We start from the raw sequence: 19,540 nt of genomic DNA on the forward strand, positions 1-19,540 counted from the left end.
CTAGCCCTGCGCCAGCTCGGAGACCGGCTGCCATTGCTCCCAGATGCGTAACCGGTTCTCGTAGTCGGCCTTTGCGGTCTGCAGCGGCGACGCACCGAAGAACACTCGCAGCGGCGGCTCGTCGGCGTCAACCACCTTCAGCAGCGCGGCCGCCGAGGCTTTCGGATTGCCGGGACTCGCCCAGCGCCGACCGCGCTCTTCTTGGACGGCGGCGCGCACCTCGTCATAGGCGGGCAGTGGTTCGCTGTGCCGCGACGACGAGCCGGACCAGTCGGTGTCGAAGCCACCCGGTTCGATCAGCGTGACGTGCACGCCGAACGGCGCGACCTCCTGAGCCAGCGCCTGGGAGAAGCCCTCCAGTGCCCACTTCGACGCGTGGTACATGCCGACGAGCGGGAACGCGGTGATGCCGCCGATCGACGACACCTGGATGATGTGGCCGCTGCGCTGCTCGCGCAGGTAGGGCAATGCGGCCTGGGTGATCCACAGCGCGCCGAACACATTCGTTTCGAGTTGATCGCGCGCGTCTTGCTCGGACAGTTCCTCGACGAATCCGAAGTGACCGTAGCCGGCGTTGTTCACCACGATGTCCAGCCGACCGAAGTGGTCGTGTGCCTGCTTGACCGCGGCGAAATCCGCGTCGCGATCGGTGACATCCAGCCCGATCGGCAGCACGGCGTCGCCGTACTCGGCGACCAGGTCGTCCAGCGCCGCGGTGTTGCGCGCGGTGGCGGCGACCTTGTCGCCCCGCTGCAGCGCGGCGATGGTCCACTCGCGCCCGAATCCACGTGATGTACCGGTGATAAACCAAACTTTTTCGCTCACGCCGTTGTGTAACGCACTGCCCGGCGCACCATTCCCGAGTGGGCAGACCGGAGCCGGGTAGCGTCTTCGTCGTGAGTCGTGCGGCCTTGGACAAGGATCCCCGGGAGGTCGCGTCGATGTTCGACGGCGTCGCCCGTCGTTATGACCTGACCAACACCGTGTTGTCGCTGGGGCAGGACCGCTATTGGCGACGCGCCACCCGCGCCGCGCTGCGGATCGGACCCGGCCGCAAGGTGCTGGACCTGGCCGCGGGCACCGCGGTGTCCACGGTGGAGCTGGCGAAATCCGGGGCCTGGTGCGTGGCGGCCGATTTCTCGGTCGGGATGCTCGCCGCCGGCGGTATGCGCAAGGTGCCCAAGGTCGCCGGCGACGCCACCAAGCTGCCGTTCGCCGATGGCGTATTCGATGCCGTGACAATCAGTTTCGGGTTGCGCAACGTCGCCGACCCGCTGGCGGGGTTGCGGGAGATGGCCCGGGTCACCCGGCCGGGCGGGCGCCTGGTGGTGTGCGAATTCTCCACACCCACCAACGCGCTGTTCGCCACCGTCTACAAGGAATATCTGATGCGGACGCTGCCACGGGTGGCGCAGGCGGTGTCCAGCAACCCCGATGCCTACGTGTATCTCGCGGAATCGATCAGGGCCTGGCCCGATCAAGCCGCTCTGGCAGCGCAGATGGCCCAAGCCGGATGGTCGGGCGTGCGGTGGCGCAATTTGACCGGCGGAATCGTGGCCCTACACGCGGGGCACAAGCCCCTGCGCTGACTCAGTTCGGGTGCTGCCCCGCGGCCTGCACCACACCCACCTGGTCCGGGCAGTAGTGGTCGACGGCCGCGCCGAGGAACTGGAACGCCTGTCCCTGGCTGGTGCCGCGCGGCAGGTTGCGCTGGATGAAGGTGGCCGACTGGTACGCGTCGTGGTCCACACCGCGGCCCAGCCGATCGCAAGTGATTTTGCCCAGCCACGCGAGCTGGTCCTGCGGCTGGTAGATGCCGAAGCCGTTGACGGTTTGCTTGAACGGGGCGTCGTAGTCGCTGGGCGGCGACGGGGTCCGCAGCGGCGTCGGAGCCGGAGGCGGCAACGGCGGCGTCGTCGGATCGGCCAATGCCGGCGCGCCCAGCGAAATAGCGGCAGCCGCAACGGCGGCGCCGGAAAGCAGCTTGATACCCCTCATTAGCCGGACTATACACCTCGATAACGACTCGGTCTCAAGGACGATCAGTCCCGGTGAGCAATCAACAGCCACGCGCTCGCTGACTTCAAACCGTTGGGTTCGTCGCGGAGTCCGACGAACGGCATCTCTGGGGAGTCCTCCGGCAGCTTGGCATGGATGCGGGCCGGCCGGATCTCGTCGATGACCCAGTAGTGGGACACGGCGTCGCGCAGCTCGTCGGCGGTCACCGCGTTGACGGGACCGTCGGGTGCGCCCGCCCTGTCGAAGACGAGGGCGAAGTAGGTGGCGCCGGGAGCGGCGGCCCGGCTGATCGACTGCTGGTAGCCCTCGCGCAGCTCGACCGGGATCGAGTGGAACAGCGTGCTGTCGACGATGGTGCCGAACCGGCCGTCGTATCCAGTGAACCTGCTGATGTCGGCAACCTCGAAGGTGGCGTTGGTCAGGCCGCGCTTCGCGGCTTCGCGGCGGGCCAGGTCGATCGCGGTCGGCGAGAGGTCCAGGCCCACCGTGGTGTGGCCCTGGGCGGCCAGCGTCAGGGAGATGGCGGCTTCTCCGCAACCCACGTCGAGCACGTCGTCGTGGAACTTGCCCTGCTCGATCAGTGCGGCCAGCTCGGGTTGCGGGACGCCGATGCTCCACGGCGGGCGCACGCCCTCGCCGAGGCTGGATTCACCGCGATAAGCCGATTCGAATTCGAAATCCGTTGGTTGAGTCATGGCTCCAGATATATCAATTAGCCTGATTTATGTCAACGAAGTTGATATTAAGCGAATGGGTGCATCGCGGGCGAAAAGTTGGTTCAGCTGAACGGTGTTCGGCGATCCAGCAGTCGCGAGAATCGGCCACCGCCGCGCCAGGCGCGCGCCACCCAGTCGGCGTCGTCGTCGGTGACCAGATTCGCCATCACCCGCACGGCGATGGTCATCAACGTGGTCGAGCGCATCGCGACGGGGCCGGTGGCGGGGAGGAATCGCTGGAAGGTCAGCAGCAGCGCCAGCCGGCGCGCGACGGAGAATCCGCGGCCGTAGTGGTCTTGCAACAGCGACGGCCAGGCCCGCGACACGTCACCCGAGTCCAGCAACTCGGCGGCCAGCCGTCCGGTTTCCAGCCCGTAGTCGATGCCCTCCCCGTTGAGCGGGTTCACGCAGGCCGCGGCGTCGCCGATCAGCATCCAGTTCGGCCCGGCCACGCCCGAAACGGCGCCGCCCATCGGCAGCAGCGCCGAGGAGACCGCCCGCGGTTCACCGGTGAAGCCCCACTCCTCGCGGCGCAGGTCGGTGTAATAGGAGATCAGGGGTCGCAGCGACAGGTCGGCCGGCCGCTTCGACGTCGAGAGTGCTCCGACACCGATGTTCACCTCGCCGTTGCCCAGCGGGAAGATCCAGCCGTAGCCGGGCAGCACGGCGCCGTCGGGGGAGCGCAGCTCGAGATGCGATGTCAACCACGGGTCCTCGCTGCGCGGGGTCCTCAGATAGCCACGGGCCGCGACGCCGTACACCGTCTCCTGATGCCAGCGCCGGCCCAGCTTGCGGCCCAGCGGGGAGCGCGCGCCGTCGGCGACGATCAGGTATCGGCAACCCAACTCGGTGCCGTCGGCCAGCAGCAGCGAAGTTACCTTGCGTGACGAGTCATGGTGTACGCCAACAACTTTGGTGCCGAGTAACATACGTGCCCCGGATTCCTCGGCGACTTTGCGGATCCGGTCGTCGAGTTCGAGGCGGGCGACCGCGCTGCTGGTGGACGGGAACGACGGCCCCGGCCAATCCACTTCGAGCTCGGCGCCGAACCCGCTCATCCGCAGGCCCCGGTGCCGGATGCGAGTGTCCAGCCAGTCGCCGAGTCCGAGGTGTTCCAGCTCGGCGACGGCACGCGGGGTCAGGCCGTCGCCGCACGGCTTGTCGCGGGGAAAGCTGGCGGAGTCGACGACGAGCACGTCGCGACCCGCGCGAGCCGCCCAGGCGGCGGCCGCCGAACCGGCAGGTCCGGCACCCACGACCACCACGTCGGCCCCCACGCCAAGCCCGGTCTCCACGCCCACCAGTATGTTGGTCGCGTGAGTACTCCGGCGACGGTGGTCGCGGGCATTGACTTCGGCGACGCCGCGTTCGCCACTACCGTGCGCGACGGCGTCGCGAAGATCGAGCAGCTGATGGACGCCGAGCTGCGCAGCGCCGACGAGATCATGACTGATTCGCTCACGCATTTGTTCAAGGCCGGCGGCAAGCGGTTCCGGCCGTTGTTCACCGTGCTGTCCGCGCAGGTCGGGCCGCGCCCGGACGCCGACGAGGTGACGATCGCCGGCGCGGTCATCGAGCTGGTGCACCTGGCCACGCTGTATCACGACGACGTGATGGACGAGGCCGAGGTGCGCCGCGGGGCGCAGACCGCCAACATGCGCTGGAGCAACAACGTCGCGATACTTGCCGGCGATTACCTCTTCGCGACCGCGTCGCGGCTGGTGTCGCGGCTGGGGCCCGACGCGGTGCGGCTGATCGCCGAAACGTTCGCGCAGCTGGTCACCGGGCAGATGCGGGAGACCCGCGGGGTGGCCGACGGCGCGGATTCGATCGAGCACTACCTGAAGGTGGTCTACGAGAAGACGGCCTGCCTGATCGCCGCGGCCGGACAATTCGGCGCGATGTTTTCCGGTGCCGACGATGAGCAGGTCGCCCGGCTGAGCCGGCTCGGCGGCATCGTGGGCACCGCGTTTCAGATCTCCGATGACATCATCGACATCGACAGCGACTCGCACGAGTCGGGCAAGCTGCCCGGGACCGACATCCGCGAGGGCGTGCACACCCTGCCGATGGTCTTCGCGCTGCAACAACCCGGGCCGGACGGCGACCGGCTGCGCCAGCTGCTGTCCGGTCCCGTCGAGGACGACGGCGAGGTGGCTGAGGCGCTGCGGCTGTTGCGAGCGTCGCCGGGCATGGCCCAGGCCAAGGAATTTCTGGCGCAGTACGCCGCGAAAGCCCGTCATGAGCTGGGCCTTTTGCCCGACGTCGCCGGTCGGCGCGCGCTGGAGACGTTGGTCGACTACACGATCAGCCGGCACGGCTAGCGGGTCATGGAACCCGGAAGGTCGTCCGGGGCGTTCAATTGACAACAGTCAAGCAATGACCGAGTTCTTCTTAGGGGAGGACAACCCGATGACCTGGCATCCGCATGCCAACAAGCTGAAAACCTTCCTGCTGTTGGCCGGTATGTCCGCGATGATCGTGTTCGTGGGGTCGCTGTTCGGCAGGACGGCGATGTTCCTGGCGCTGATGTTCGCCATCGGCATGAACCTGTACACGTACTACAACAGCGACAAGCTGGCGCTGCGTGCGATGCACGCCCAGCCGGTGTCCGAACTTCAGGCTCCGGTGATCTACCGGATCGTGCGCGAGCTGGCCACCGCCGCACACCAGCCCATGCCCCGGCTGTACATCAGCGACACCAACGCTCCAAATGCCTTCGCGACCGGACGCAACCCGCGCAACGCCGCGGTGTGCTGCACCACCGGCATTCTGGACATCCTCAACGAGCGTGAGCTGCGCGCCGTGCTGGGCCACGAACTCTCGCACGTCTACAACCGCGACATTCTGATCTCCTGTGTGGCCGGCGCGCTGGCGGGTGTGATCACCGCCCTGGCCAACATGGCGATGTGGGCCGGCCTGTTCGGTGGCAACCGCGACGGTGAGAATCCCTTTGCGCTGCTGCTGGTTTCGCTGCTGGGCCCGATCGCGGCGACGGTGGTCAAGCTGGCCGTCTCGCGGTCCCGCGAGTACCAGGCCGACGAGTCCGGCGCGGTGCTGACCGGTGACCCGCTGGCCTTGGCGTCGGCCCTGCGCAAGATTTCCGGCGGTGTGCAGGCGGCCCCGTTGCCGCCCGAGCCGCAGCTGGCCAGCCAGGCCCATTTGATGATCGCCAATCCGTTCCGCGCCGGCGAGCGCATCGGCTCGATGTTCTCGACGCACCCGCCGATCGAAGATCGCATCCGCCGGCTGGAGGCGATGGCGCGCGGGTAAGACAGCGGGCGGGCGTCGTCCACGCGAGGCCGCGAATTGCCCAGCGCGATAGGGCTGTTCGGCTTCGATCAGAACCCGGAGCCGTGCACCTCGTGCCCCGGCACCTCGGCGATCAAGCCGCTGTAGGCCTGCTCGACCGTCGAGCCGTGATTGATGACGCCGTCGACTTCGCGGGCGATCGGCATGCTCAGGCCGAAGTCGTTGGCGAACTCCATGATCACGCTGGCAGCCTTCACTCCCTCGGCGACCTGGTTCATCGACGCAATGATCTCGTCGATGGGCTTGCCCGCGCCGAGTTGTTCACCGACGTGGCGGTTGCGGCTGCGCTGACTGGTACAGGTGACGATCAGATCACCCAGGCCGGCCAGCCCGGGGAAGGTTTCCGGATCACCGCCCAGCGCCACGCCCAGCTTCGTCATCTCGCGCAACGCCCGCGCGATCACCAGCGCACGGGTGTTCTCCCCGATGCCCAGCGAGTAGCCCATCCCGACCGCGATCGCATAGACGTTCTTCAGCGCACCCGCCATCTCGACGCCGATGACGTCGTCGGTGGTGTAGACCCGGAATCGCCGGGTGCGGAACAGCCCCGACAGCCGGGTCGCCAGATGCTGGTCGGGCATCGCCAGCACCGCCGCGGCCGCATAACCCTCGCCGACCTCGCGCGCGATGTTGGGTCCGGCCAGGATGCCCGCCGGATGACCTGGCAGCACCTCCTCGATGATCTGCGACATCCGCATATTGGTGCCCTGCTCGAGCCCCTTGACCAACGACACCACCGGAACCCAGGGCCGCAGTTCCTTACTCAGTTCGGTCAGCACCCCGCGGAAGCCATGCGAGGGCACGCCCATCACGAGAACGTCGGCACAGTGGGCGGCCTCGGCGAAATCGGTCGTGGCGCGCAGCGTCTCGCTGAGGATCACGTCGTTTCCGAGGTAGCGGGTATTGCGGTGCTGCTCGTTGATGTCATTGGCGGTCTCCTCGGAGCGCACCCACTGCAGCGTCGGTCCTCGGCGCGCGCAAATGGACGCCACGGTGGTTCCCCAGGAACCACCGCCAAGGACAACGACTTTGGGTTCGCGCTTCTCGGCTGCCATGAAGCTCAGCGTATTGCTGAAACCTCACATTTAGTAGCAGTTCACTCGGAGTGTGGGCCGGCGCCGGGTTCCCCGCGCAGACACCGAACGCGGCGGCCTGCGGGTGAAGTTAAAACCAACGACCTCCGAGCAGGGGACTTCGGTCCCTACCCGACGGCGCCCCGGCACCGGATCGTCAAGGTCATCGCTTCATCGAGGAGGAATCATGTCCCGACGAGCGGACCTGGCGAGTACAGGGTTCGTGGCCCGCGGCAGCCGGGCGTTCGCGGCTGCTCTGGTGGTGCTGGCCGGATCGCCGGGCGTCGCCGCCGCCGATGGCGCACGGCCCCAGGCCAACCCCGAGGAGAGGGCGGCCGCGCTGATACGGCCCGCCGTGGTCTATCTCGACGTCGAAACCTTCGGCCAGGTGCGTCTGCCCGACGGGCAGACGTTGTCTCCATTCGGCGGAGGCTTGAATCTTCCCTTCGATGCGAACTGGTCGTGCACCGGTTTCGTCGTCAACCCCGACGGCTGGGTCGCTACCGCCGGCCACTGCGTCGACCCGGAAAACGCGAAAGATTTCATCGCCAAGAGTGCCGCGGACGCCTACATCGAACAGTTTCCGGACTCACCCACCGGGAAGGATCCCGTCGCCACAGCGGAGTGGCTGCGCAAGAACGCGCGGATAGAAGGTAAGAGCCCCGACCGGGGTCCCGAGGTCGGCCTCACGGTGCTCTACGGCGCGGGGACCAAGCTCACCGGCAAGCTGCCCGCGAGCGTGGTCGATTTCCGGCCCCTCGGCAAGGGTGACGTCGCGTTGCTCAAGGTGGAAAGGCACGGCATGCCGTCCTCCGAGCTGGCCGGCGACGCCGACGTCAACATCGGCACCCCGATTCTCGCGGTCGGTTTCCCCGAAGCCACGCAACGGGTCACCGGCCCCTCGCTGGATCCAACGAACAAGAGCGGCAAGGTGAATAAGAAGTCGGCGATCCAGACCATGCCGGAGTACGAGATCGACGCCGCCGTTTCGGAAGGCATGAGCGGCGGCCCGACGATCGCACTCGACGGCAGGGTGATCGGCGTGAACAGCTTCGCCCCCGTCGGTGAGCCGCAGGCGTTCAACTTCATCGCCCCGGTCGATCGTCTGGCGGCGATGCTGGCCGGCAAGGCCGTCAAGCCAGAACTCGGCCCCGCCGACGTCTATTACCGCAAGGGGCTCAGCAACTACTACTCCGGCCGCTACAGCGACGCGATCAAGAACTTCGACCAGGCCGCGGCGTTGTCACCGGATTATCCCGGGCTGGCCGATCTGAAGACGAGCGCGGTGAATCTGCGCCAGCAGTATGGTGACGTGTCGGTGTTCCATACCTCAAACCTGTTGTGGTACATCGTCAGCGGGATTCTGATGATGCTGGTCGTCGGCGGCTGGGTGGCATTCATGGTGCTCAAGAGCCGTCGGCAGCGCCGCACGCAAGCGGGTATCGCGGCTTTGCCCGAGGTCGTCGGCAGGCACGAACGCGTCGATAGCCCGGTCGCCGAACCTCATGCGACTGCGACGGAGCCGCACTACTGCGCCAATTGCGGGGCGCAGCACCATCCCGCCGAAAAGTTCTGTCCCAGCTGTGGCAAGCACATCGAACTCTTGCGACCCGAGGCGGAAACCGGCCAATTATTCTGACGCCCGGACAGTTTGGGCCCAACGGGAGCTAACCCGCTACTGGCGCCCGGTCGGGGACGCGGCCGAATTCCATCGACTCCTCGATCCGGTCGAACCGGTAGTCGAGGGCATCGGCGAGGTAGTTCTGCCGCACGTTCCACGGCCGCTTGGTGCCCGACTTGGGTAACTGATGCGCGGAACGCAACACGTAGCCGGCGTTGATGTCCCAGGACGGTTTCTCGGTCATCGGCTGGTTGCCCAGGTGTGGGTAGGCGTGGGTGTAGCCATGAGAAGCCATGTGCGCCAGCAGTTTTGCGGTGGCACGGGCGGTGATGTCGGCACGCAGTGTCCACGACGCGTTGGTGTAACCCACGCACCAGAACAGGTTCGGCACGTCTTCGAGCATGTGCGCCTTGTAGACGAAACGCTCACGGTGGTCGACCTTTTCGCCGTCCAGGCTGATTGTGGCGCCGCCCAGCGCCTGCAGTTGCAAGCCGGTGGCGGTGACGATGATGTCGGCGTCGAGGTGTGCGCCGGACTTCAGCGCGATGCCGGTGGCATCGAAGTGGTCGATCTGATCGGTCACCACCTCGGCGCGGCCCTGGCTGATCGCGTTGTACAGGTCCGCGTCGGGGATCATGCACATCCGCTGGTCCCACGGGTTGTATCGCGGTTTGAAGTGGACGTCGACCGCGTACCCGTCGGGCAGATTGTCCACCGCCTGACGCCGCAACAGCCGCTTGATCAAACCGGGCAGCTTGCGGGACATGAAGAAGAACACGGCCTCGGTCAGGGCGGTGTACATCCGGATTACCAGGTGAGATACCTTGCGCGGCAACAGAGCACGAATGACGGCGTCGATTGTTCGATACTTCGTTGCAGAGACCAGATAGGTCGGCGAGCGCTGCAGCATGGTCACTTTCGCGGCCCGCTCTGACAGCGAGGGAAGCAGGGTGACCGCGGTGGCGCCGCTACCGATCACCACGATCTTCTTGCCGTCGTAATCGAGGTCCTCGGGCCAGCGCTGGGGATGGATGACGGTGCCGCCGAACCGCTCGATGTCGGGGAATTCCGGGGTGTAGCCCTCGTCGTAGTTGTAGTAGCCGGAAGCGAAGAACACGAACCGGCTGCGGTACACCGTGGTGGAGTCGCCTTGGTCGACGGTGATCGTCCAGGTGTCGGTGGACGAATCCCAATCCGCGGAACGGACATAGCTGTTGAACTGGATGTGGCGATCGATGCCGTACTTGTGTGCGGTGGCCGCCAGGTATTCGCGGATGTGCTCGCCGTCGGCGACGCCCTCCCTCCGGGTCCAGGGCTCGAAGGGAAACGACAGCGTGAAGATGCTGCTGTCCGAACGCACTCCCGGATACCGGAACAGATCCCACGTACCGCCGATCTGCTCGCGGCGTTCCAAAATCGTGTACGTCATCTGGGGGTTGCGCTCGGCGATGCGGTAAGCCGCGTCGATGCCGGAGATCCCGGCGCCGATGATGACAACGTCGAAGTAGCCGGCCTTGGCCGGTGGGCGGCCGGTGGCTTCCTGGGGAGTCACGGTCATCGTGAACCTCGCTTGCAGTGTGGGACTCGTCACTACATTAGGCACCGACTGGTTGGTGGAGCCAGCAGGCCGGAAATGTTCGTGTTACGAAGGCTCGATCAGCACGTCGACGTGCAGCGGCGCGCAGCGATCGATCAGCCAGATTTGGTCGGCCGGGCTGGCGAAGATGCGCGCGTGCGACGGATCCTGACTGAACCCCTGTGAGCACCTGTCGCCGAAGAATACGTATGCCTTGGTGTCGTTGCATTGCCGCGACATCCACACCAGCCCGTCGAACCCCGAGTCATGGGCGGCCTGCGCCCAGCGCACCGTGCTGGCGTAGCTCGATGCCGGGCTGGACGTGAGTTCACCGGCGGTGACCTTGAGCCGGCGCAGCCCGGTGCCGTGCAGTACGGCGAGGCGCAACTCCTGCTCGACTTTGAGCCGGACGAGCACCTTGGCCGCGTATTGGTCGTACGGCAGCAGACCGCCGTCGACCGGAATATCGTGCAGCAACGTCTCGGCGACGGCCGCGTCTTCGGTGTCTGCCGCGTACATGATCGGCACCACCGGCTTGCCGAAGAAGCCGAACCGGGTCCGCGCGCCGAAACCGGGGTTGAAGTCGGTGGCGGTTCGGGTGGCCGACAGGACCCGGTAAAGCAGCTGACCCTCCGGCAGCGTGGCGGTGGCCGGGTCGAAGGGGTCCGGCGGACGTCTCACCACGAAACGTTCAGCGCCTCCCCGGCGACCGCCAGGACGCGATCGGGATCCGTGACGAGGTGGTCGACGGGCCGGTCTCCGTCCAGATAGGTGGTGGGGGAGCAGAGCCACTGCACCAGGCCCGCCTCCGACCAGCCACTGTCGTCGGCCAGCGCGAGCAGGCGTCCGATCACGGGCAGCGGCTTGCCGTCCGGCCCGAACTGGAAACCGGGATAGGACAGATAGTTGCCCTGGCGGACCGCGAGCAGTGTCTTGTTGCGGCGCGCGGTGGTGGCCAGGTTACGCGGCGCGCTCGACCGCGACCCCATCCGCTTGCCGGCTTCGGTGCTGGTCAGCATCCCGAACTCGGCCGTGATGCGGGCATACAGATTCAGCTCGGCCTGCACTGCCCGCGCGACGGCGGGCTCGGTGTACCCGGCGACCGACGACAGGGCGACGCCCACCGCGTGGGCGCTTTCGCGGAGCCGACGGTGAGCGGCGTCCAGCTCGGCGACCGTGGGGGGCATGACCAGCTCCTACATTCGATCCGTGCGGCCCAGTTTACTGCACGAAACGAACGCTAAAGGGTGCGCTTTTTCGCGAGCGTAAAGGCACCGCGAAAAAGCGCGCTCCATTTCGCAGCGTGCTTACGCTCGGCTCGCTAGCGGTAGTTGACGAACTGCAGCGCCACGTCGAGGTCGGCGCCGCGCAGCAGCGCTTGGACGGCTTGCAAATCGTCGCGCTTCTTGCTGCTGACCCGAATCTCGTCGCCCTGGATCTGGGTCTTGACGCCCTTGGGCCCGTCGTCGCGGATCAGCTTGGTGATCTTCTTGGCGTTCTCGCTGTCGATGCCCTGCTTGAGGGTGCCGGTGACCTTGAAGGTCTTGCCGGAGGCCTGCGGCTCGCCGGCGTCGAAGGCCTTCATCGAGATGTCGCGGCGGATCAGCTTCTCCTTGAACACGTCGATGGCGGCCTTGATGCGCTCCTCGGTGGAGGAGGTCAGTTCGACGCCCTCTTCGCCCTTCCAGGCGATCGTGGTGTCGGTGCCGCGGAAATCGAACCGGGTGGCCAACTCCTTGGCGGCCTGGTTAAGCGCGTTGTCGACCTCTTGCCGATCGAACTTGCTGACGATGTCGAACGATGAGTCCGCCATGCGAACGCCCTTCCTCGTTGGTTCCGGGTTGCTCCTAGCCGTTTGTGAATTGTCTACCCGCTCGTTGTACCCTGCTAGGCGGCAGGTTGCCCGAGCGGCCAATGGGAGCGGACTGTAAATCCGTCGGCTTACGCCTACACTGGTTCGAATCCAGTACCTGCCACCACAGGTCAGAAGGTATTTTCGCGCACCGCAACGGGTTTGGCCCCCGGACCGGGCGCGGCGGCCCCAGCGTCAGGCGCCGTCGATTTGGGCGACGATCTTGCCGAGAACTTTGCGGCTGCCCAGTCGCGCGAGCGCTTCGGGGATGTCGTTGAACGACACGCTTTCGGTCACCGTTTTCGCGATGGTCCCGGCGTCGACCAATTCCTCGAGGCCGCGCCGGATCCCTTCGAGATGCTCGCGGCTGTAGCCCGCCGCGAGCACACCGACCAGTGCGGTGTTCGTCATGACCATCATGGCCACGTCGGGGGTCGTCCAGGTGCCGCTGGCGAAGCCGACCGCCAGATGCCGGCCGTCGCGGGCCAGGGCGCCCATGGCCGCGGTGCCTTGCGCGCCGCCGACCGGGTCGAAGATCACGTCCAGACCGGCCCAGTCGGTCGCTTCGCGCAGCGCATGTGCGAGTGGTGTTCCGTCAGAAGCGGTTTCGCCGAGGGCGACGACGACGTCGTCGGCGCCCAGGGATCGGCAGTATTCGGCCCTCCTCTCGTCGCTGACGACGGCCAGCACCTTCGCGCCCTTGGCCTTCCCGAGTTGGACGGCGGCGATGCCGCTGCCGCCGGCTGCGCCCAGCACCGCGAGGCGTTCTCCCGCCTGGAGTCCGCCGCGATCGACCAGGCCGATCCATGCCGTCATGTTCGGGATCCAGAATCCGGCCGCGGCGGAGTCGTCCATGTTGGCGGGAGCGGGGAAGACGGTGCTGGCGTGTGCGAGCGCTTCGGTGGCGAAGGACCCGTTGCCGCTGACAAAGTCACTGACGCCCATTACGCGGGTGCCGATTGCGATGTCGGCGCCCGGCCCGACCGCGGTGACAGTGCCGACCAGTTCCTGGCCGGGCGTAAACGGCAATGGGGGAGTCAGCGGGTAGGTGCCGCGACACATCAGCACATCCGGCAGTCCGAGCCCCGCCGCGGCGACCTGGATTCTTACCTGCTCGGCCCCGGGCTCGGGCAGCTCCCGGTCCACTTGGCGCAAGACGTCCGCCGGCTCACCGCTTCCGTGGACTTGCCAAGCTTTCACGTCGCTCCCCGGCCTGTCTGTGCGTTGAATCACATAATAATTACACCGTAATTTCAACGCGCGGAAGGGCTGCGCCGGTTGGGTCCGGCGGCTCAGCTGCCCGTCGGCACCTCGGTGGCCACGCGCCCGCTGGCAGGACTCGAACTCGGCGCGGATTCTTCCGCAGGGTGGCGTCAACAGACATCACCGATGCGGCCGGCGTGCCAAAAGGCTCTCTGGACGCCTGCATCGAGAAAAGAAGCGTTCGCCGCGGCTGCGGCCGATGTTCACGGAGGCGGGTTGGCTCAGGCGGCGCGTTACGCCGGTCTAGGCGCTTGCCGACGAACATGAATCGGACGAATTCCTGATCGGCAGTGAGCCGACCGGTCACCTATCTTTTGGTGACGGCGCTAGCAGCGGGCGCCGGGCCCGTCGACTACCAAGCCAGAACAGCCACTGCGGCAGCGCATCCGGTAGATGACGCGTCCGACCGTGTTCCCCCGTGAGGAGTACTGATACCAGACCAGCGCGTCGGCCTGGCCCCGGCACTTTCGGCATTCTTCGGTTTCACGTTTGTACATTGGCGTCCTCCATCCAGCGGAGCGGGGGAATCGTCCAACGGTGGGCGACTTGAATTAAAATTACCGGGGCGCCATTGTCGAGGCGCCTTGGCGCGCCGAGAGTTTTACAACCGTAAACGCAGGGCGACACCATCGCAGCTCAACCGAAACATATTTGATACATAGTGCAGTGAAAGGGGCCGGGCCATTTCGGTATTCGTCGTGGCCTAGACGGCGCGTGGCGAAATGCCGAATACTTGACTTCGTGGTCATGGCAGACGTTCCGGACGGCACCAGCAAGATTGCGGATTTCTGGAGCCTTGTTGTCCCGCAACGCATTACCGAGATCGTCGACGTCGGTGCGAATCCGATCGATTCCGAGCCGCCTTATACGCCAATGCTGGCCGCGAGACTATGTCGTGTAACGGGATTCGAGCCGCAGGGCGATCCGCTGCGAACGTTGCAGAGCCGCGAAGGCTTGCCGGAGCGGTATCTGCCGTATGCCGTGGGCGATGGCAAAGCGCACACGCTCAACGTGTGTCGCGGATCCGGAATGACGAGCCTGCTCGAATTGGACCCGGCGGCGCTGGACGTTTTCGAGTACCTCAAGCTGCCGGGGCTCGTGGTCGAGCGGGTACCCGTGCAAGCGCACAAGCTTGATGACATCTCCGAGATTGAACACGTCGACTTTCTGAAAATAGACGTTCAAGGAAGCGAACTCGCGGTATTTCGGGGCGGCACAGCGAGACTCGCCGAGACGGTCGCGATACAAACCGAGATTCCATTCGTGACGCTGTACAAGGACCAGCCAACGCTGGGCGACATCGACGCCGAGCTACGCGGCCAGGGATTTATTCCGCACGGTTTCCGCGAGATCAAGCTATGGCCCATCTCGCCGTGTTTGGATCCGCGCCAGCCCATCAACCAGCTCCTGGAAGCCGACATGGTCTACGTGCGGGACTTCATCCACGCGGAGACGATGAGTGACGAACAACTCAAGCACCTCGCCCTGATCGCGCACTACTGTTATCGATCGTTCGATCTCGCGCTGCGTTGTGTGCTGCTGCTGGAGCGCCGGAAGGCGGTCGAGGCCGGAGTCCTGCAGGGGTATTTGAACCTGTTGTCCGCCGGTTGAATTCGGTCAGGCCGGACGCGAGGCTCCTCATGATTCGCTTTCCGCCAGCACCCGCTGCTTCTGCTCGTCGATGACCCTGTGGAGATACTCGGCCTTCGCGCAGCCGTAGTACGCCGCGAATTGCAAAGCCAGTTCGTCCATTTCGCCGAACGAAACGTCACCGCTCTTGAGTGCCGCGTAGACGTGGGACACGATCGGGATCTCGGCGTCCTGGAACGCGACACACGCGACGGTGATCAGCCGCCGCTCCTTCATGCCCAGCCCGGGGCGAAGCCACATCTCGCCGAAGACGAAGTTCAGGATGCCCGCGCCGGTGTACGGGTTGTCCCGCGGCGGCGCGAACGGGATGCAGTTGATGTCCTTGAACGAGCTCTCGCCGCCCAGCAGCCGTTGCTCCGGATCGCTTTCGGTGACCAGTGGCAGCAACTCCTCGGCGGGTGGCGGCTGCTGGCCGCGTTCCGCCATCAGGGCCGACCACTGCTGGTCGACGACGATGTTGAACCTCGACGCTTTGGGCCAGCCCGCGTAGACGGCGAAATGTAGTACCGCCTCCCGCATTTCGGTGATCGAGATATCACCGCTACTCAGCGCCGCGTAGACGTGTTGCTCCAGGGGCGTCATCGCATCGGCGGCGGCCACGCAGGCCAGGGTGACGAACCTGCGATCGCGACGGCTCAGCGTCGGCCGCGACCACACCTCGGCGAAGACGAAGTCGATCAGCCCGGCGGCAAACGGGGTACTGGTATCCGCGGGCGGGTCGACGGCCATCACCTCGGCATACGCGCGGATGCCCCGCTCTCGACGTTGATGATCCATCGCGGCTCCTACCTAATCGTCACGCCGGCGTCTACTTTGAATTCGAGGCCGGTGACATAACGCGATTCATCCGATACCAGGAAGAGCACGGCGTTGCTCACGTCGGCTGCCTCGATGAGCGGTACCGGCAGCGCATTGACGAAGATGGGCACCAAGTCGGCTCGTGCCTCGATGTGTTGGTGCAGGGATGCCGGCGCCATTCCCGTCGCGACGCCCGTGGGATGGACCGTGTTGACCCGAATGCTTTGTGCCGCCAGCTCATTGGCGAGCGCCAAGCTCATGCCCACGATGGCGTGCTTGGATGCGGTATATGGCACGTGTAGCGGGGTGCCCTTGATGCCTGCCGACGAACTGATGTTGACCAGGCTGCCGCCTCGCTCGATCAAGTGGGGAATCGCGGCGGCGCAGGTGTTCCACGCTCCGATCAGATTGACATCCGTCACCAGGCGCCACTGCTCGGCCGTGGTGGTGTCCCAAGTGCCGGTGGTCAGGACGCCGGCGTTGGCTACCGCCGCGTCGAGCCCGCCGAGCCGCGAGACCGCGTCGTCCGTAACGGATTTCATCGCATCGGCGTCGCGGACGTCGGCTACGTAGGTCAGAGCCGTGCGGCCACGGTCGCGGACCAGGCGCGCGGTTTCCTCCAGTTCTTCTTTCGTCGCCAGCGGGTATTCCAGCCCGGCAAGCGGCGCGCAGACATCGACCAGCACCAGGTCGGCGCCTTCTTCGGCCAGGCGTACCGCGTGGCTGCGGCCCATTCCCCTTGCCGCCCCGGTGATCACGACGCGTTTGCCGGCCGCCCGCCCGCTCATAGCTTGTTGCAGAATCCGGCGTCGACGGGGAACGTCACACCCGTGATGTACCGGCCCTCGTCGGACACCAGGAACGCGATGGCGGCACTGATGTCTTCAGGCTGGAGCAACTCGACCGGCAGCGGGTTCTGCAGATGTGGTCCGCCGCCGGGATAGTTTTCGAGGAATTCGGTCATCGTGGGATTGATCGCCATCATGGTGTTGACCGCGGTGGGATGCACCGTGTTGACCCGGATGTTCGCCGGCGCAAGAGCATTGGCGAGGGTGCGCATCAGCCCGACGATGCCGTGCTTGGACGCCGCATAGCCGAGTCCGCCACCCTGCACGCCACCGAATCCCCTCAGTCCGGCCGTCGAACTGGTGAACACGATCGATCCACCCCGATTCCCGGACAGCAGATGGGGAACCGCGGCCGCCGCGACGTGGTAGGAGCCGTCGAGATTGACGTCGACCGCCGCGCGCCATTGGGCCAACTCTTCTTCGATACTCAGCTCACGAAAGGCCACCGGAGCGATCCCGGCGTTCGCCAGCACGATGTCGAGGCGGCCGAAATGCGCGACCCCGGCGTCCAACGCCACCTTGACTTGCAGGAAGTCACGCACGTCCGCCACGGTGCCGAGCATCTTGCCGCCGGCCTGTTCGACAAGGGCGATCGTTTCGTCGAGCTCCTGGCGCGATGCCATCGGGTAGTGATTGGCCGGGATGTCCGTGCAGATGTCGATGCCGATGATGTCGGCGCCGTCGCGGGCCAGCCGGATCGCATGGCTGCGTCCCTGGCCACGTGCGACTCCGGAGATAAAGGCGACCTTGCCGTCCAGCTGGCCCACATGTCCTCACTTTGGATCGCCGCGTCAGTGCAGTTAGATCACCGGTAACCGGGTTACTCGCAGCACAGTAACATGGTTACCGTGACCCGCAACAGGGGTTCCGAGACGGTCGACCCGATCATCGGAATCGTCGTCGAGCTACTCGACACCGACGGCTATGACGCCGTCGCGCTGCGTGAAATCGCGCGGCGGGCGCGCGTGTCACTTGCGACGATCTACAAGCGCTTCGGCACGCGCGACGAACTCATCGTCGCCGCGCTCGAATGGTGGATGGACACCAATCGCTACGCGAAGCTGCCGGAGCCGGAGGCGGCCAGGCTCTCCGGTGAATCCCTCTACGCGGGACTCATGCGCGTGATGAGAACCATCTTCGAACCGTGGGAGCAGCACCCGCAGATGCTGAAATCCTACTTTCGCGCGAGGTCCGGACCCGGTGGTGAGCGACTCATCGAACGCGGCGTTGACGCGGTGGTACCAGTCGCCAGAGCCGTTCTGGCACAAGCTGATCAGAGTTTCGCCAGCGACCTCGAACTGATCCTCACCGGCGTCGTATACGGCTTCCTCGCCCGATTCACCCAAGGGGAAATCGAGGTCACCGAGATCGTCCCCGGGCTCGAGCGTGCGGTGTACCGGTTGACCGCGGCCCACGAGACGGGCCGGCCGCAGGGCTAGAACCAAGGGCCGGGGTAATGGCCTTCCTGGTCTTGCACCATGACGATCTCCTTGCACTCTCCGCCCGCGGTGGTCTCGCCGCGGCAGACCAGCGTCCAGCCCGATATCCGCTCGAACGGCCGGATGGACCAGTTCGTCGCGACCGGGTCCGCAGCGGGCAGGGCCAGCACCGAATACGTTCCGCCGATGTTCGAGATGTAGAGGTGGTTTTCGAAGAACGCCATCTTGGCGATCGGCATCTTCTTGGCCTCCTCTCGGTTCTTCAGCAGGTCCCAGTGCTGGGTGCGCAGGTTCCACACTCCGAAGCCGAACTGCGAATCGGCCGAGTCCCGGCCGTCGACGAACAGCTGTCCGTCCGACAACGTCGCCGTCAATCCGCCGCCGGAGAGCCGGTCGGTGTCGCCGATTTTGATGATGGCTTTGGAATTCAGGTCGAAGAACATGGTCGACACGGCGGTCGGCGAGTCACGATGAGTGATCTTCACCAATTTGTCTGGCCCATCGGATAATTCGGCATCGATGCTTACGGCATCGTTGTCCTGATAGACCGGTTCTCCCGACGGACGGCGCAGTTCTGCCCCAGAGGCCTTGCCGGGCTGGTTATTTCGTTGAAACGACAAGACATCCGGCCAGACTCGACCGGGTTCTGGGTCGCTCCACGGCATGGCCAGGTCGGTGCCGGAAAGAATGACGGTTCGTGGCGGCGACGCGGTCGCATGCCCGTCGGTGAAGGCGTTGAGCCATGCGGCGCCGGATGTCGTTGCGCCAAGCCGCCATTGCTTCGGTTCACTCAATTTCAACTCGGGAGTGGGTGGTTGCAGTTCTTTCGTCGCGGCCGACTTTCCGGTCTTGAAGTCGAAGCTGTAGGCGGTGGTCTTGGTGACCTCGGGTGCCGGCGCCTGCGCCGGTTTGAGGGTGGTCACCACATAGATGACTTTCATGTCGTCCGCGGTGCCCGAAAGCGCGCAGATGGCGCCGGTGACGTTTTCGCCGGCGGGGATCGTCGGCAGGGACGGCGCTACGTACTGTCCTGATTTGGTATCGAATATTTTGGGGCGAATGTCATCGAGTGCGGATTTGCTGACCGAGAATTCCTCGGGGCAGCCGAAGTAAGCCGTTCCGCCGTAACTTTTCCAGTCCTTCTCCAGCGGGCCGGTGATCGGCGGCGGGGGTGGGGCCGAACTGGTGGCCGTCGTCGAAGTAGCAGTCGAGGTCGTCGGCGTTGCGGCTGGTGGGGACGCCGTCTCCGAACACGCGGCAACCAGAAGGCAGATTGCCGGCCCGAGCAGGCCAAGCCGGTGTCTGGGCACACTTCGGCCCATGAACCCACGCATCAGTGAACCCCCGTTAACTTCGTGTAACCAAGGAGCGTA

Annotated in this window: 20 protein-coding genes and 1 tRNA gene; 7 read left to right on the forward strand and 14 right to left on the reverse strand. The window is 65.6% G+C overall.

Going from position 1 to position 19,540, the window contains the following annotated elements:
- Positions 1-825, reverse strand: coding sequence for an SDR family oxidoreductase (locus MAAFP003_RS03900; RefSeq protein WP_096284613.1), 825 nt, complete (start codon positions 823-825; stop codon positions 1-3).
- Positions 826-896: 71 nt separating this feature from the next.
- Here MAAFP003_RS03900 and MAAFP003_RS03905 point away from each other — a divergent pair, with 71 nt between their 5' ends.
- The gene (locus tag MAAFP003_RS03905; protein WP_096284614.1) at positions 897-1,589 is read left to right on the forward strand and encodes a demethylmenaquinone methyltransferase; all 693 of its coding nucleotides are present in this window, start codon (positions 897-899) and stop codon (positions 1,587-1,589) included.
- 1 nt (position 1,590) lies between these two features.
- On the opposite strand, the gene MAAFP003_RS03910 is transcribed toward MAAFP003_RS03905, so the two are convergent.
- The 3 genes from MAAFP003_RS03910 to menJ all read right to left on the reverse strand — a co-directional run bounded on the left by MAAFP003_RS03910 (position 1,591) and on the right by menJ (position 4,012).
- On the reverse strand, positions 1,591-1,998 hold the full coding sequence (locus tag MAAFP003_RS03910; RefSeq protein ID WP_096284616.1) for a DUF732 domain-containing protein: 408 nt from the start codon (positions 1,996-1,998) through the stop codon (positions 1,591-1,593).
- 44 nt (positions 1,999-2,042) lie between these two features.
- On the reverse strand, positions 2,043-2,714 hold the full coding sequence (locus MAAFP003_RS03915) for a class I SAM-dependent methyltransferase (protein ID WP_096284618.1): 672 nt from the start codon (positions 2,712-2,714) through the stop codon (positions 2,043-2,045).
- A gap of 83 nt (positions 2,715-2,797) precedes the next feature.
- Complete coding sequence (gene menJ / locus MAAFP003_RS03920) at positions 2,798-4,012, reverse strand: menaquinone reductase (RefSeq protein WP_207768512.1); 1,215 nt, start codon at positions 4,010-4,012, stop codon at positions 2,798-2,800.
- A 39-nt stretch (positions 4,013-4,051) separates the two neighbouring features.
- Between menJ and grcC1 the strand changes: the two genes are divergently transcribed.
- Together grcC1 and htpX are read left to right on the forward strand one after the other, a co-directional pair.
- On the forward strand, positions 4,052-5,059 hold the full coding sequence (gene grcC1, locus MAAFP003_RS03925) for a nonaprenyl/(2E,6E)-farnesyl/geranylgeranyl diphosphat synthase (protein ID WP_096284620.1): 1,008 nt from the start codon (positions 4,052-4,054) through the stop codon (positions 5,057-5,059).
- An 88-nt stretch (positions 5,060-5,147) separates the two neighbouring features.
- Positions 5,148-6,008 (forward strand): zinc metalloprotease HtpX, encoded by an 861-nt coding sequence (gene htpX / locus MAAFP003_RS03930; protein ID WP_096290863.1) that lies wholly within the window; start codon positions 5,148-5,150, stop codon positions 6,006-6,008.
- A gap of 68 nt (positions 6,009-6,076) precedes the next feature.
- Here htpX and MAAFP003_RS03935 read toward each other — a convergent pair whose 3' ends face one another.
- Entirely contained in the window at positions 6,077-7,102 is a 1,026-nt protein-coding gene (locus MAAFP003_RS03935) for an NAD(P)H-dependent glycerol-3-phosphate dehydrogenase (RefSeq protein ID WP_096284622.1), read from the reverse strand.
- A gap of 205 nt (positions 7,103-7,307) precedes the next feature.
- On the opposite strand from MAAFP003_RS03935, the gene MAAFP003_RS03940 reads away from it, so the two are divergent.
- Entirely contained in the window at positions 7,308-8,759 is a 1,452-nt protein-coding gene (locus MAAFP003_RS03940) for a trypsin-like peptidase domain-containing protein (RefSeq protein WP_096284623.1), read from the forward strand.
- 28 nt (positions 8,760-8,787) lie between these two features.
- On the opposite strand, the gene MAAFP003_RS03945 is transcribed toward MAAFP003_RS03940, so the two are convergent.
- The 4 genes from MAAFP003_RS03945 to MAAFP003_RS03955 all read right to left on the reverse strand — a co-directional run bounded on the left by MAAFP003_RS03945 (position 8,788) and on the right by MAAFP003_RS03955 (position 12,130).
- Positions 8,788-10,299 (reverse strand): flavin-containing monooxygenase, encoded by a 1,512-nt coding sequence (locus MAAFP003_RS03945; protein WP_096284625.1) that lies wholly within the window; start codon positions 10,297-10,299, stop codon positions 8,788-8,790.
- Positions 10,300-10,383: 84 nt separating this feature from the next.
- On the reverse strand, positions 10,384-10,998 hold the full coding sequence (locus tag MAAFP003_RS03950) for an RES family NAD+ phosphorylase (protein WP_165796298.1): 615 nt from the start codon (positions 10,996-10,998) through the stop codon (positions 10,384-10,386).
- Positions 10,995-11,504 carry a hypothetical protein gene (locus MAAFP003_RS29040; RefSeq protein WP_165796299.1) on the reverse strand — a complete coding sequence of 170 codons (510 nt, stop codon included), beginning with the start codon at positions 11,502-11,504 and terminating at the stop codon, positions 10,995-10,997. The genes MAAFP003_RS03950 and MAAFP003_RS29040 overlap by 4 nt, the downstream gene beginning before the upstream one ends.
- 134 nt (positions 11,505-11,638) lie before the next feature.
- Positions 11,639-12,130, reverse strand: a complete 492-nt coding sequence (locus MAAFP003_RS03955) for a YajQ family cyclic di-GMP-binding protein (RefSeq protein WP_096284629.1) — start codon at positions 12,128-12,130, stop codon at positions 11,639-11,641.
- Positions 12,131-12,210: 80 nt separating this feature from the next.
- Here MAAFP003_RS03955 and MAAFP003_RS03960 point away from each other — a divergent pair.
- Positions 12,211-12,296: transfer RNA gene (locus MAAFP003_RS03960), tRNA-Tyr, on the forward strand.
- A gap of 68 nt (positions 12,297-12,364) precedes the next feature.
- Here MAAFP003_RS03960 and MAAFP003_RS03965 read toward each other — a convergent pair.
- Positions 12,365-13,369, reverse strand: a complete 1,005-nt coding sequence (locus tag MAAFP003_RS03965; protein WP_133160817.1) for a zinc-binding dehydrogenase — start codon at positions 13,367-13,369, stop codon at positions 12,365-12,367.
- Between the two features lie 810 nt (positions 13,370-14,179).
- Between MAAFP003_RS03965 and MAAFP003_RS03970 the strand changes: the two genes are divergently transcribed.
- Positions 14,180-15,043, forward strand: coding sequence for an FkbM family methyltransferase (locus tag MAAFP003_RS03970; protein ID WP_096290864.1), 864 nt, complete (start codon positions 14,180-14,182; stop codon positions 15,041-15,043).
- Positions 15,044-15,070: 27 nt separating this feature from the next.
- Here the strand turns inward: MAAFP003_RS03970 and MAAFP003_RS03975 are convergent, their stop codons facing one another.
- From MAAFP003_RS03975 to MAAFP003_RS03985, 3 genes are read right to left on the reverse strand one after another with little or no spacing between them, the layout of a single operon-like run.
- Entirely contained in the window at positions 15,071-15,859 is a 789-nt protein-coding gene (locus tag MAAFP003_RS03975; protein ID WP_096284633.1) for a carboxymuconolactone decarboxylase family protein, read from the reverse strand.
- Between the two features lie 8 nt (positions 15,860-15,867).
- Positions 15,868-16,668 (reverse strand): mycofactocin-coupled SDR family oxidoreductase, encoded by an 801-nt coding sequence (locus tag MAAFP003_RS03980; protein WP_096284635.1) that lies wholly within the window; start codon positions 16,666-16,668, stop codon positions 15,868-15,870.
- On the reverse strand, positions 16,665-17,495 hold the full coding sequence (locus MAAFP003_RS03985) for a mycofactocin-coupled SDR family oxidoreductase (RefSeq protein ID WP_096284637.1): 831 nt from the start codon (positions 17,493-17,495) through the stop codon (positions 16,665-16,667). Before MAAFP003_RS03985 ends, MAAFP003_RS03980 begins: the two co-directional genes overlap by 4 nt.
- A gap of 72 nt (positions 17,496-17,567) precedes the next feature.
- On the opposite strand from MAAFP003_RS03985, the gene MAAFP003_RS03990 reads away from it, so the two are divergent.
- Positions 17,568-18,167 carry a TetR/AcrR family transcriptional regulator gene (locus tag MAAFP003_RS03990; protein WP_096284639.1) on the forward strand — a complete coding sequence of 200 codons (600 nt, stop codon included), beginning with the start codon at positions 17,568-17,570 and terminating at the stop codon, positions 18,165-18,167.
- Here MAAFP003_RS03990 and MAAFP003_RS03995 read toward each other — a convergent pair.
- Entirely contained in the window at positions 18,164-19,501 is a 1,338-nt protein-coding gene (locus tag MAAFP003_RS03995; RefSeq protein ID WP_423790851.1) for a hypothetical protein, read from the reverse strand. The two genes, MAAFP003_RS03990 and MAAFP003_RS03995, sit on opposite strands and share 4 nt — an antisense overlap.
- Positions 19,502-19,540: the final 39 nt, after the last annotated feature.

This window comes from Mycobacterium ahvazicum, assembly GCF_900176255.2.
Lineage (GTDB): Bacteria > Actinomycetota > Actinomycetes > Mycobacteriales > Mycobacteriaceae > Mycobacterium > Mycobacterium ahvazicum.